At 71.6% G+C, this 13,532-nt stretch carries 9 protein-coding genes, 1 tRNA gene and 1 pseudogene; 4 read left to right on the plus strand and 7 right to left on the minus strand.

Annotated elements, in window-relative coordinates; translation table 11 throughout:
- Positions 1 to 724: 724 nt before the first annotated feature.
- The 7 genes and pseudogenes from OV079_RS17100 to OV079_RS17130 all read right to left on the minus strand — a co-directional run.
- Entirely contained in the window at positions 725 to 1,531 is an 807-nt protein-coding gene (locus OV079_RS17100) for an FHA domain-containing protein (RefSeq protein ID WP_338088909.1), read from the minus strand.
- Between the two features lie 436 nt (positions 1,532 to 1,967).
- Positions 1,968 to 5,210: a hypothetical protein gene (locus tag OV079_RS17105; RefSeq protein ID WP_267769840.1), complete on the minus strand. Its 3,243-nt coding sequence runs from the start codon at positions 5,208 to 5,210 to the stop codon at positions 1,968 to 1,970.
- A gap of 4 nt (positions 5,211 to 5,214) precedes the next feature.
- Positions 5,215 to 7,188 (minus strand): YncE family protein, encoded by a 1,974-nt coding sequence (locus tag OV079_RS17110; RefSeq protein WP_267769841.1) that lies wholly within the window; start codon positions 7,186 to 7,188, stop codon positions 5,215 to 5,217.
- Between the two features lie 10 nt (positions 7,189 to 7,198).
- The gene (recO, locus tag OV079_RS17115; RefSeq protein WP_267769843.1) at positions 7,199 to 7,702 is read right to left on the minus strand and encodes a DNA repair protein RecO; all 504 of its coding nucleotides are present in this window, start codon (positions 7,700 to 7,702) and stop codon (positions 7,199 to 7,201) included.
- 14 nt (positions 7,703 to 7,716) lie between these two features.
- Positions 7,717 to 7,977: a DNA repair protein RecO gene (gene recO, locus OV079_RS17120; protein ID WP_267769844.1), complete on the minus strand. Its 261-nt coding sequence runs from the start codon at positions 7,975 to 7,977 to the stop codon at positions 7,717 to 7,719.
- A gap of 32 nt (positions 7,978 to 8,009) precedes the next feature.
- Entirely contained in the window at positions 8,010 to 9,341 is a 1,332-nt protein-coding gene (mgtE, locus tag OV079_RS17125; protein WP_338089086.1) for a magnesium transporter, read from the minus strand.
- A 226-nt stretch (positions 9,342 to 9,567) separates the two neighbouring features.
- Positions 9,568 to 10,071 (minus strand): annotated as a pseudogene (locus tag OV079_RS17130) (helix-turn-helix domain-containing protein); the annotation flags it as partial.
- A 587-nt stretch (positions 10,072 to 10,658) separates the two neighbouring features.
- Here OV079_RS17130 and OV079_RS17135 point away from each other — a divergent pair.
- The 4 genes from OV079_RS17135 (at position 10,659) to OV079_RS17150 (ending at position 13,394) form a co-directional block, all read left to right on the plus strand.
- The gene (locus OV079_RS17135; protein WP_267769845.1) at positions 10,659 to 11,531 is read left to right on the plus strand and encodes a hypothetical protein; all 873 of its coding nucleotides are present in this window, start codon (positions 10,659 to 10,661) and stop codon (positions 11,529 to 11,531) included.
- A 47-nt stretch (positions 11,532 to 11,578) separates the two neighbouring features.
- On the plus strand, positions 11,579 to 12,583 hold the full coding sequence (locus OV079_RS17140) for a DHH family phosphoesterase (RefSeq protein WP_267769847.1): 1,005 nt from the start codon (positions 11,579 to 11,581) through the stop codon (positions 12,581 to 12,583).
- Between the two features lie 30 nt (positions 12,584 to 12,613).
- On the plus strand, positions 12,614 to 13,177 hold the full coding sequence (locus tag OV079_RS17145) for a YkgJ family cysteine cluster protein (RefSeq protein WP_267769848.1): 564 nt from the start codon (positions 12,614 to 12,616) through the stop codon (positions 13,175 to 13,177).
- Positions 13,178 to 13,320: 143 nt separating this feature from the next.
- A tRNA-Met gene (locus OV079_RS17150) sits at positions 13,321 to 13,394 on the plus strand.
- Positions 13,395 to 13,532 lie beyond the last annotated feature (138 nt).

The following is a 13,532-nucleotide window of genomic DNA, read 5'->3' on the forward strand; positions in this document are numbered from 1 at the left end:
GGCGGCGGCATCGGCCAGGTCGCCTCGTCGGCCAAGTCGCTCGTCGAGGTCGCAGCATCGTCGTTCTCGACTCTCGTCGCCGCCTCGCCGGCCAGGTCGCTCGCGATCTGCTGCGTCGCTCGTCGAGGTCGCAGCATCGTCGTTCTCGACTCTCGTCGCCGCCTCGCCGGCCAGGTCGCTAGCGATCTGCTGCGTCGCTCGTCGAGGTCGCAGCATCGTCGTTCTCGACTCTCGTCGTCGCCTCGCCGGCCGACTGCGCTCATCGGCCTCGCAGCTTCTCGTCGACACCGCCCTCGTCACCTCGTCGACGTCGACGTCGACCGCGGCGCCTCGCCGTCATCGCCTCGACATCGCCCTCGTCCCTCATCCGCGTCGACCTTCGCCTCGGCCGGCCGACTGCGCTCATCGACCCTCGTCAACATCGACGTCGCTCGCGTCAGCTCGACGTCACCATCTCGGCGTCGCCCTCGTCCCTCATGCGCGTCGCTCTCCGCGGACTGCGCTCGTCAGAGTCACGGGCTCGTCGCCGCATTCGCCCCGCCTGCGCTCGTCGACATCCGACGCTCGTCGACATCCGACATCGCGACCGGCGACATGACGAGGTCATCGACGACCGCGAGCAGACCTCGCTCGCTCCGCTGCGATGACGGCGGACGGCCCGCGATCGCCTGTCCTCGAGGACACGTCCAACCCGTCGCGGCGGCTCACCGCGCGAGCGTCGGGCTCAGGGCCCGCCGAACGCGTCGGAGAACTCGGCGATGGTCGACATCAGGCCGCGGGGCACGTCGACGCCGTCGCGGGCCATCTCTCGCAGCGTTCGCTCGTAGTCTTCGAGGCCGGTGCCGGGGATCCGCGTGATGCGGTCGAGCGCGCCGCGGAGCTGCTCGATGATCTCGTCGGGCATCAGCCAGCCGTGCACGGCGTGCAGGCGGAACACGCGGTCGAGCCACACGCCCGAGGATGACTTTTGGGCCAGGGCGATCAGGCACACCACGCACGACTTCGCGGTGGGGTGATCGACCGGCACGCTCGAGCCCATGAGCTGATTGGTCAGCGCGAGCGCGTAACGCTCGGCCTCCTTGATCTTGCCCATGTTGAGGCTCTTCTGGACCAGCTGGCTGATCAGCGAGGGGAACTGGGTCTCCTCGTGGGGGCCGATGGTCTTGCGCAGGCTGTCCATCGGATCGTCGACGGGCGCCTGGCTGGCGTCGCTGATGATGGCGATGACCTCGCGACCGATCTTCAGGTTGTCGCCGTGGACGAGCTGCGTCTTGACGCGGCCCGGCAGACGCTGGCCGTTGAGGAACGTGCCGTTGCTGCTGTCGAGATCCTCGACTTGCAGCTCGCTGGCGGACACGTGCAGGCGCGCGTGGTAGCGCGAGGTCAGGTCGTCGTCGAGCGTGAAGAAGCAGTCGCTCATGCGCCCGACCAGGTGGGACCCAGTGGGGAGGGACAAGGTGCGCCCCCGAACTTGATCTTGAACTGCGGCACCGCGGCGCCCATGGTAACGCAAGTGCCGGGGCGCCCCCAAGCCTCACCGCGCTGCTCCGCGCCCCCAGACCCCGCCGGCCGGATGGCGGGACTCCCGCCCTGCCCTGCTCGCGGAACCCGCCGAGGCCGGCGTTCCTAGCGGACCAAGAAGCGGACGTCGGGCTCCACCTGGCCACCCGCGAGGGTCACACGGACGACCTGGCCGCGGGTCGTCCCACCCGCGCTGTCGACCACGAACACGGTCGACAGCTCGGGCGCGTTTACGATCCGCGTCGGCCCGGTCAGCGTTACGCTGGCCGTGACCACGTTCGCGTCGTAAGGCGCATACCCCGCCTTGGTCCCGAACGCCTCGCGGGCCCGGCCGGGGATCCGCGAGCGCTTGAACTCGGCGAACTCGGCCGGCCACAGCGCGTCCTCGGTGCCCGGGATCGGCGCGGCGAGGTCGAGCAGGCTCGTCAGGTCGAGCACGATGCTCATCATCGGGTTGCTGTAGCGGATCGCCGGGACCGGGCGCTGGCCGTCGTCGGGCGGGCCGTACTTGAAGAAGTGGTAGATCGCGTTGGGCGTGTTGCTGTCCAGCGCCGCCGGTCGCTCCACGTCGATGAAGCAGGGGTTCGGCGCCCCCCGTCAGGCCGCTCGTCGCCCGCGGGGCAGCTGGGGATCGGCCACAGCGCGTTCTGCCGCGTGTCGGCCTCGTCCTCGCCGAGGCGGATCCGGCTCGTGAGCAGGTTGGAGACCTCGGGATCTTCGTAGCACTCGCTCGACTCCGGGTCGGCCTTCACCTTCTGCGGCAGGAAGTCGTACGGGCCGCGGACGATGAAGCTGTTGCGCGCGAGCACCTGGTAGCGGATGAGCTCACGGAAGCACTCCGGACCGGGGAGCGGCGTCAGGGCGCAGTCCTCGTCGGGCCCGCACGGACGCTTGCACGCGCCGTCGATGCACAGCGGGTAGTCGGGCGCCTGCGCGGCGCAGTCGGCGTGCGTGTTGCAGCCGTTGTCGGGCTGCTCCGGCGCGCACGACAGCCGGCTCTCGCACTCGATGTAGCCGGGGTCGCCGATGAAGCCGTAGTCCGAAGCGCAGCACGGCAGCGCGCCCTCCTGGCCGCAGTTCGGCTCGTCAGTGCTGCGGGCGCAGGTCGGCTCGCCGTCGATGGTCCGACCGACGACGAAGTCGCCGCGGCACAGCGCCTCGCGCTCCTCGTCGGTGACCGGCGTCGACGCGCTCGTCTTCTCCTGCCGCATCATCACGTACGAGTCGACCGGCCGGTCGAGCACCTGCAGCCACAGCTCCTGCTGGAACGCGCGGGTGATCGCCCACTCGCGCCGCGCCGCGCCGCAGTCGTCGCGCAGGAACGGCCGGCACATCTGCAGCAGATCCTCGCGCGAGGCCCCGTAAGCGACCTCGGACACGCACAGGCCGGGCGAGCCCGCGGGCGCCTGCGGGTCGAGCAAGCAGTACTGCCCGGCGCCGCAGTCGGGGTCTTGGTTGCAGCCGAGGATGAACAGCTTGTCGCCGCCGAGCACGCCGCGCTCGCAGAACTGCGCGGTCTTGTCGACCAGGCGAGTGTCGCCCGCGCTGGTGCTGAGGCAGGTGCCGCCGGCCCAGCCTGGCTCGTCGCACAGGAGCTGTCCGCTCGTGCTGGTGGTGCCGGGGATCTCGCCCTCCCAGAACAGGTTCCAGGTCCCGCTCGCCCACGCCGAGTAGTCGCGCACCACGGCGCGGACGACGTCGTTCTCGTAGAGGCCGGACGCCATCACGTCGTCGTCCTCTTCGGTCTTGGCCAGGCGGTCTTGCTCGCGCTCCGACACCGGCGGCGACAGAGCCGGCCCGATCTGCTCGCAGTAGCCCGTCGACTCGCCCTCGCCCAAAAGGCAGCGGACGTCGTCGCAGTCGTTGTCGTCGTTGCAGGCGACGCGCGTCTCGTAGGCGCGATCGATCCGCCGCAGGCTCGGCGACAGCGTGCGCGTCACCGTCGGATCGGCGATCCCGTTGGGCAGCAGGCGATCGGGGACCTTGTCCTCCATCCGCGGCAGCGCCTCGATCGTCGTGGTCGCCAGCGTCGGGTCGACGTTCGGCCACAGCGAGTGCGGCGGGATCTGGGCGTCCATGATCCCGAGGTAGTCGTACGCGGTGCTGATCCGGCGATCGTCCTGGAACTGGTCGAACACGCCGAAGACCAGGCGACCGAAGCTGGTCGACGCCACGCCGACCACGCCGGGCCCGGTGAATGGCGACGAGATGGCGCGGCCCTCGGCCGACGCCTCGGCCGTGTCGGCCGTCGCCGACGGGCAGCGATCGTAGCTACCGCCGGCGGCCGAGACCTCGGCCGAGCTGTACCACTTCTGGAACGTCCAGTCGGTGATGAGCGAGCCGTTCGGCCCGCGGATGCCCGGCCCGCGCGCGAACGGTCGCCGGTCCGGCGGGTTCTCGCCCGGGAACTCCGCCGGGTGGCAGGCCGCGGCCGTCACCACCGTGGGATCGACCTGCGTGTCGCACTCGCTGCCGAGCTCCGTGCGGTTCGGGCTGAACTCGCGCCGCACCACGCGGGTCGAGCCGTCGCCCGCGATCACGTAGAGGAACTGGTACGGCTCCGGATCGGGATCGGGCCCGCTCGCCATCAACATCGGCGGCGTCGGGCGGATCGCCGAGATGCCCTGCGCCGCCGTCAACTCGAACTCGAGCGGATCGTCGGTCCACGTCTTGCCGTCGTAGCGGAGCTCGTAGATGTTGTCGGACCCGAGGCCGCCGACGTACAGCGACACGTCCTGGACCTCGAGGTCGGCGAAGTCGACGCAGGCGGTCGGATCGGCCGGCGGCGTCACGAGGGCCATCGCCAGCGGGTACATGCCGTCGGGGTCGCCCGGCGGCGCGCTGGCCAGCGCGCCGCCGTAGTCGGGATCTTCGAACTGCTCGGCGCAGTCGATCGGGCACACCGGATCGGCGCCGGTGTCGACCACGGTGATCGCGTCGTTGTTCGGGTCGCGCACGAACTGACGGCTCTGGAGGATCCGCTGCGTCCGCAGGTCGACCTCCGCGATCAGCTGGCACGACGGGAACGTGACGTACACGCTGCCCGGGTTGGCCGGGTCGCAGCCCTGGCGCGGGTCGCCGGTGTTGCTCAGATCCGGCGGCACCGCCAGCACCTGGCCGGGTCGGGCGCCGAGCGGCGTGCCGTCGGCGCGGCGCGGCACCACCGTCGACACGTACGCCGCCGGGTCGTCCTCGGGCGGCTCCTCGAACGCGTACGACGCCAGGCCGCTCACGTCGAGCACGCTGAGGTCGCAGCTCCCGAGGTTGCCCGACACCGCGAAGCAGCCCGCCTGCAGGCCGGTCGTGACCGTCATGCTCGACGGCACCTCGCCCGCGCTGATGAGCTGGGGCCCGGGCGCGCCGATGTTCATGTCGATGACCGAGCCGGCGCAGCGGCTGAACATCGCGATGTCGTTGCGCTCCGAGTTGGCGACGAAGCCGACCAGCCGCAGGTCGCCGCACACCGACTCGGACACCGCGTCGGAGCACAGCTCGAGCGACTGCGGCGTCAGGTCGCCGTTCGCCTCCTGGCGCACGCACGCGAGCGCGACGTCCAGCGGGCGGTCGAGCACGCGGTTGGGGATGACCTGGTTCTGACGGTTGCCGCAGCTCGTCCCGCCGGCGGCGAGCACGACGAGCGTGGCGATGGCCGGGAGGTGTAGACGCGTGGTGACGAAGCGGCGGGTCATCGGGCTAGCGCTTGTAGGGCGTTTGCAGGCCGACGCGGGCGATCTCGGCGAAGCGCGTCGGGCGGTCGCGGGCGATGTCGATGACGCTGACGGTCGCGTCGAGGGTGTTGCCGACGTAGAGCAGCTGGCGCGCCCGGTCGACCACGATCGGGTGCGGACCGGCGCCGGTGGCCACGTTGGCGACCACGCGGAAGCCGGACAGGTCGATGATGAACACCTCGCCGGGCGTCGGGCACGACACCGCCGCGTACTCGTTGGCGCCGTCCTCGAACAGCGCCATGCGGCTCGGCCCGGTGCACAGCTCGACCAGGCCGGCCGACTCGTCGCGCGTCTCCCCGCGCTCGTCGACGCTGGTGTCGACGAACAGCAGCGCGCCCGGGCTGCTCTGCACCGCGAACAGGCGCCGGCCGTCGCGCGAGAAGGCGATGTCGCCCATCTGCCCCGAACCTTGCGGCACGGTGAAGCCGACCGCCGACGTGAACCCGGCCGAGAAGATCTGCGGCGTGCACAGCAGCGCCCCCGGCTCGCCCGCCTGCACCGGCTCGGGCGCGTCGATCCGCTCGCCCTCCTGGTCGATCGGGAAGCCCTCGTCGTCGAGCCGCGGCGCGCCGATGCACACCTGCGACGCCGTCGGCAGCGCCTCGTCCGGGGTCAAGCGGGCGAAGAACAGGCCGGTGCGGAAGCTGCTGTAGATCAGCGGGCGCCCGCAGTCGACCGGCTCGCCCTCGGCGTCGGTCGGCACCTTCGTCACGTTCGGCACCTGCGAGCTGCCGGGCACACATGGCCTTTCGGCCATCCCCCACCCGCCGCCGCCGAGCGACTCGCCGATCAAGAACACCGACCGCGCGTCGACGATCATCGGCTTGGTCCCCGGCGGCACCGGCTCGGGCTCGGGCGCGCTGCCGGTCGTCGTGCTCGTCGCGTCCGTCGTGCTCGTCGCGTCCGTCGTGCTCGTCGCGTCCGTCGTGCTCGTCGCGTCCGTCGTGCTCGTCGCGTCCGTCGTGCTCGACGCGTCCGTCGTGCTCGACGCGTCCGACGTGCTCGACGTCGTGTCGGGCTCGCCACCGGTGGTGTCGTCCGGGTTGGCCGGCAGCTGCCCGCCCACCGGGTACGCCAGGTCGATCAGCACCACCTCGGGCGTGGTCGCGAACGTCACGAGCGCCCAGTTGCGCAGCTTCGACACCAGGATGTTCGACGGCTCGGGGCCGATGCGACGGTTGTCGCCGTCGTCGAACGGGTAGCGCAGCGCGTGCGCGTCCTGCCCCGAGCGGGCGCAGCGGCCCTCGTCGAACAGGTCGGTGGTGCCCTGCCCGCACTCGAACTTCAGGTCGGTCGGCGCCAGCGGTCGCTGCGGGTCGAACGGCTTCATGCCGCCCGACAGCTCGACCCACGTCACGCTCGGGTCGGCCTTCACCGTCGCCAGCAGCAGCGCCTCCTTGGCGTTGCGGCTCCACCCGGCGAGCGCCGTGATGAAGCTGCCCATGCGCACCGACAGCGGCCGGTCGGCCACGCCGTCGCCGTCCTCGTCGCCGATGCGGGCGACGACCTCCGTGTCCTCGCACTCGATCACCTGCGGGCGGAAGGCCGCGTGGCGACACAGGGTCTCGGCGTCGATCGGCGCGCCGATGTCCTGGACGGTCTCACGGATCCCGCAAGGATCAATCTTGGCGGCGGCGCTGCAGGTGCCGTCGTCGATCTTGTGCAGGCACAGCTGCGGGCAGTTCATCCACGCGTGGAAGAAGCGGTCGAGATCGACGGCGACCAGCGAGCCGGCGTTGTAGGCCAGGTTGCTGTTGGCGTTGGCGACGAACAGCCAGCGCGACGTCTCGTCTTCGGGGACCCGCGGGTCGAGCGTCAGCGCCGCCGGGAAGTAGATCCCGGCGTCCTCGGCCGAGATACCTTGATTGCGCCGCTCACAAGCGCTCAGCGCGGCGAGCACCGCCAGCGCACACGCGAACGCAGACTTGGGGCGCGACATCGGCGGGACCCTAACACAGCCGCGCGGCACCTACACCCTCCGCGCCGGCGTCACGCGGCAGCGCCGCGAAGAACGCCTGCGCGTGCAGCGGACGCCGCAAGTGTGAGCGGACGATCGACTGGATCGCGTCGCGCACCGCCCGGCGCAGCCCGGCCGGCGCCGAAGCCAGCGCCGCAGGATCGCCGCCGGCCTCGAGGTGCTGGATCGCCGCGAGCGCGGCCGCCGGCAGCCGCGGCGCCCCGCGCTCGTGCTCCAGGCACAGCACCCCGCCGCGCGGCCCGTCGAACGCCGCGCTGTCCTCACCCCCGATCTCCGAGCCGCACACGCAGCAGCTCGTCAGGGCCGGCGACAACCCGAGGCACCGCAGCACCGCCAGCTCGTACTGGCGCAGGTGCAGCGCCTGCGGCGCCCCGCCGATGACCTGCTCGAGCGCGAGGCACAGGGCCGCGAACAGCTCCGGGTCCGGGTGCCGCGCGAGCACCAATTCGTCGGTCAGCTCGCACAGATAGGCCACGTAGGCGAAGCGCGTCAGGTCGGCGCCGACCGGCGCGTGCGCGGCGGTCGCGTCGAAGCTCTCCAGCCGCAGCAGCGCCCGCGCCCGCGGGCGACCGCCGCCACCCCGCGCATCCCCGGGGACAGCCCGCCGGCGAACCGCTTCTTCGAGTTGCGGGCCCGCGCCGCCGCCGTCTCGAGCTTTCCTTGCTCCGGCGTCAGCACGATCGCGATCAGGTCCGCCTCGCCGAGCGGGCGCGTGCGGAGGATGACGGCGGGCGTGGACTGCGACTGCATGCGCGCGGTTGGACCTGTGACTACCGCTTCGCTCAGCCGGAGATTCCGAGCAGCACCGTCGCCAGCCAGAAGTAGAAGAGGAGCCCCAGGATGTCGACGGACGTGGTCACGAACGGCCCCGTCGCCACCGCCGGATCGATGTTCAGCCGGTTCATGAGCAGGGGCACGCTGGTGCCCACCGCCGCGGCGATCATCATGCTGCCCATCATCCCGAGGGTGATGACCGCGCCGAGGTGGACGGGGTCGCTGCTGGTCGCGCCGAGGAACGGCGCCGCGACCGCGATCCCGACGCCGTAGAGCGCGCCGAGCGACGCGCCGAGCGCCACCTCGCGGAGCACCAGTCGACCGAGGCGATTGGTCTCGACGTAGCCGACGGCCAGGCCGCGAACGACGATCGTCGAGCTCTGCGTGCCGACGTTGCCGCCCATCCCCGCGACCACCGGCATGAACAGCGCCAGGGCCGGCACCGCCTGCAGCGCCCCCTCGAACCCCTGCAGCGACGCCGCCACCAGCAGACCGCCCGCCGCCGCCGCCAGCAGCCAGGGCATGCGCGCGCGGAAGCTGGCGCTGAAGTTGCGGGTCTCGACGAGCATCTGTCCGGCGCCCGCCATCTTCAGGATGTCCTCCGTCGCCTCTTCGCGGACGACGTCGAGGATGTCGTCGATGGTGACCACCCCGAGCAGCCGCCGCTGATCGTCGACCACCGGGATGCCGACCAGGTCGTAGCGACTCGCCAGCTCGGCGACCTTCTCCTGATCTGTCTCGGCCGTCACCGACACCAGCTCGGTCGTCATGACCGCGTGGATCGGCATGTCCGGCTTGCTGCGCACCAGCTGTCGCAGCCCGATCACCCCGACCAGGCGGTCGTGCTCGTCGACGACATAGAGGTAGTGGACGTGCTGCGGCAGGTCGTCCGCCGTCTGCACCATCCGGGTGGCCTCCGCGATCGTCACGTCGTGGTGGATCGAGAAGACGTCGGGCGACATGATGCCGCCCGCGGTGCGCTCGCCGTACGCCATCAGCTCCTCGAGCGCGTGCGCGTCCTCGACGTCGTAGTGCGCCAGGATCTCGCGCAACCTGGCCTCGTCGACGCGCCCGAGGATGTCGGCCGCGTCATCCTCCTGAAGGTCGCCGAGCAGCCCCGCCGCCTCTTCCGGCGCCCGCCGGCCGATGAGGTCCGCCGCCACCTCGTAGCGCATCGCAGCCAGCACATGCGGCCGCCGCTCCGCCGGCAACGCCTGGAACACCAGGTCCTGCTCGTGCGGCTCGAAGTTGTCCAGGTACCCCGCGATGTGCACTGCATCGAGCCGCGCGAGCGCCCGTGCGACCCGCCGCGGATCGCCCGCGTGGACCAGCCGCGCCAGATCGTTTGGTTCAGCGCCGGCGTCATGCGGGGGCCACTATACGCGCCCCACCGCGAGCAGGCGCCAATCCGTGCCCAAACAGCGCTTCGCGGCCCATTGCATCGATTCCACCGCCCTACGCCGGAGTTCGCGTGCCCCCTCGAACCGCGATCGTCTTCCCTTTCCTTTAATAAGGAGGGAGGCCAGGAGGCCGACGACGCCGAAGGAGAGACGCGAGCCGCGAGCTTCAGGAGTGCGGCGGGGTCACCTGTCCGCCGGACAGCGCGAAGGCCGTCACCGCGATCACGGCGATCACCAGGCACACCGCGATCCACATCAGAGTGCGGCTCTGCGGGATCCGGTTGAGCGCGCGCAGCATGTCGAGCGACTGGGCGCCGACGCGATAGACCGCCTCCAACGCCGCGTTGGGGAGAGGCTCCGCAGCCGCCGCCGGGGCAGCCGCCAGCGCCGCCGGACGGTTGACGGACTCGGTGGCCGGCTTCGACTTCGCACCCTCGGCGCGAGCCGGCTTGCGCGGCCCGCCGACGGCCTGGACCGCCCGGTAGCTGGCCTGCGCCGCCGCATGGGGACGACGCGTCGGCCGCTGCGCGGCGGCCTTCTGGGCGTTCAGGTGGTCGTGGAGCAACCCCGCGACGGTGTCCGGATCGAGGCTCAGCGAGCGCGCGCAGCAGCGGAAGAAACCGCGGACGAACACTGGCCCGGGCAACGCGCTGAACTGATCTTCCTCGAGGGCCTCGAGGCTGGGGCGGGGATCTTGGTCTCGAGCGCCAGCTGCTCGACGCTTATCCCGCGGCGCTGTCGCGCTTCCCGGATGTAACGGCCCGGCGACGGCGGTCCCTCATGCACCTCGGCGCCCTCGGTGGGTTGGGTGCTGACGATCCGGAGGCGGCCCGTGGGAACTCGCATGCGCGCACATTCTGAGATCAAGCCGCGTTCGGCGGCAACCCCCGGGCAAGCATTTTCACACCGAGACCTACCTCAACGCGAGATCGGCGCAATCGTCGCCAACGGCCCCAACAGGCGAATTCGTGCCTGTACGTGGCCGCTCCGGGCAATTCTCGCGGCCCTCCAGGGTGTTTTTCCTGCTCCACACAGGCGATCTCGCACTTGGCGTGCGTCACCCCGGCAGCGACCGAGCCGACGCTGCGAGAGCTCCCGCGGCGACCTCTGCAAACCCCCGCACGATCGCCCGTGCGCCCGCGATCGGCCTCTGCGCCGATTCAACTCCGCGCCCGGCGATGTGCTCGTGGTCCCGCTGTGACGCGGACACGTCGCCGTCGCACTGGTCCCTCCTCGCCCCCTCGCTATGATCAGAACGTGGATAACGTAGCCCTGTTTGCGCTTGTGCACGGCAATCCGGACGGTCGTGGCGTCACTGCGAATTGGCTGACCGGAGTGCTGTCGCGCTGCTGCGAAGGCCACGGCTTTTTGGCCGACGACGGGGCTCGGGTCGACTCGGCGCTCGTGCGGGCGTGGAGCGTCGGCGGCGTGCAGGGCAGCGAGACCCTCGTGCAGTCGCGTCCCGTCGTCCGCGAGCTACGCGCCGACTTCATCGCCGATTTCTTGCGTGCGCCGAGCCAGACCACCCTCGCCGCCCACGCCGTCGCGCCTGCGGGGCACGGCGCGGACGACATCCCCGTGCCGCGCCTCGGCCTGGCCCGGTTCCAGCGCTGGCTCGGCGTGCGGGCCGAGGGCGCCCTGACCGCGGACGACCGCGACGACGCCGTCCGCGAGCGCCTCAAGGCCAGCCTGCCCGACTTCCTGCAGCGGGCCCTCAGCCACTCGGGCGACCGCGAATTGGTCGTATTCGGCTTCCTCGCCGCCCTCCACGCGGGCGGCGACCTCAACAAGCCCTACGTCGCCCCGCCGCAGATCCGCCGCGCCCTGGCCGGCCTCGACGAGCTGCTCGGCCACCCTGCCCGGCTCAACCTGTTCGTCTGCGACGGCCGGACCCTGGGCGTCATCCACCGCGGCGGCCGCCTGCTCGTGGCCGACGCTCCTGCCCCGTCCGGCTCGCGGCGGACCATGGCCCACGGCCCCGAGTCGCGGATCCAGGCCTCCTTGCTGATCCACGACGACGGCCCGGCGGATCTCCCGCCCGCCCCCGAAGGCGCCGAGCTGCGCCGCCTGCCCGAGGGGATCTTCACGCTCCACGCGCGCCAGCCCGGCCAGGTCGAGCGCGACGAATAGCCGCTTTGGAGACGGCGCCGGACGCCCCCGGTATAAGGAGCGTCCGCATGGCGGTCCATATCCTCCATCACGGCTGGTGCTTCGACGGGGCCGCCTCCGCCGCCCTGTTCGCCGCCTTCGACCGCCAGCGGCACGGGGCCCGGCCGTGCCGGCTGATCCCCAAGGACCACCGCCCCGGCGACCCCTACGACCCCGAGGACTTCGAGGCCGACGAGGTGGCCAGCGTCGACTTCCGCTACAGCCAGGACCCGCGGCTGGCCTGGTACTTCGACCACCACGCCAGCGCCTTCCAGCTCCCCGGCGACCGCGAACATTTCCTCGCCGACAGCAGCGGCCAGAAGTTCCACGACCCGACCGCCAGCAGCTGCGCCGGCTACCTCGCCCGGATCCTGCGCGACCGCTTCGCCTGCGACCTCTCGGCCCACGGGGAGCTGATCCGCTGGGCCGAGATCATCGACAGCGCCGCCTTCCCCGACCCGCGCATGCCGGTCGAGCTCAGCGAACCGGCGCTGCTCCTCATGACCTTCGTCGAGAACAACCACGACCGCGAGCTCGGCGAGCGCTTCATCCACGACCTCCTCGGCCGCTCGCTCGCCGAGCTGGCCGCCGCCGACTACGTCCAGCGGCTCCTGCGGCCGCGGCTCGAGCAGAACCGCCACGACATCCGCCTGATCGGCGAGACCGCGGTGGTCGACGGCGACGTCCTTCATTACAGCCTGCTCGACCAGCCGGTCCGCGCTTACAACAAGTTCATCCCCTACTATCACCACCCCAAGATCCGCTACGTCGTCGCGCTCACCCGCGGGCCCGACCGTCGGATCAAGCTGACCGCCGGCTACAACCCCTGGCTCCCGCGCGACGCTCGCGAGCACAGCATGGCCGCGCTGCTCGAGCCGCACGGCGGCGGCGGTCACCCGTACGTCGCCGGTTGCACCTTCGGCGCCGAGGACGAGGACCGCGCCGTGGCCGTCCAGCGCGCCCTCACCGCCGTCCTCCGCGGCGGCCGGGCTGCAGCACCCTCCGCCGCCCGTCGCACGCATTCCGACGCCTGAGCCTTCGGCCTCTGGTATCCCGTCGCCTGCGTGAGCGACCCTGACCGACCTGCCCTCGCGGCCATCCTCGTCCAGCTCCGCGGCCGCGTCGACGCGCACTTCGCCGCGGCCCAGGCGCGCACGCCCGAGGCCTTCGCCTGTCGGGCGGGCTGCGACAGCTGCTGCCACCACCGTTTCGGCGTGTACGCCGCCGAGGCCGAGCCGATCCGCCGCGCCCTGGCCGACCTGTCCGTCCGGACACCTGTCCTTCGCAACAGGATCCGAGAGCAAGCCGACGATCCGGCGCACCAGCACCACTGCGCCCTCCTCGTCGACGGCGCCTGCGCCGTCTACGCCGAGCGGCCGATGATCTGCCGCTCGCACGGCCTGCCGGTCGCCGTCGCCGACCCCACGCCGCGCGTCGATCACTGCCCGCTGAATTTCACCGCCGGGCCCCCGCCCCGCGAGAGCGTGCTGCGCCTCGACGCCGTCAACCAGCCGCTGGCCGTCCTGGCCTCGCTGTGGGACCGCGCGGGCGGCGAAGGAGATCGCTCCCCCGTCCGCGTCGACCTGGCCGACCTCGCCCGCGAGCCCGATTCGCCCCAAAACCGCTGATCCGGCGCCGGGAGCCCGGCTCTACCGTCCGGCCGGGCGGCGCGCCGCCTCGTCTCTGCCCCGCCGCCCGACAACAATGGTTCGCGGCCCTCTAAAAAATCGTTGACCTGCGTCCCGGCGAGCAGTAAAACCCAGTCCCTCGCTGCGGGGTGGAGCAGCCAGGTAGCTCGCCGGGCTCATAACCCGGAGGTCATGGGTTCAAATCCCGTCCCCGCTACTCAAGAAGGGCCCGTTCGCAAGAACGGGCCTTCTTTTTTTGCGCCGCGAGAACGACGCGTCGCGGCCCGTGCCAGACCCTCGGCCCACGTCTGCGAGCCCGGACCACAAGGCTCGTCGCGGCACAGCCCGCTCAGGC

Source organism: Nannocystis pusilla, from assembly GCF_026626665.1.
Lineage (GTDB): Bacteria > Myxococcota_A > Polyangia > Nannocystales > Nannocystaceae > Nannocystis > Nannocystis pusilla.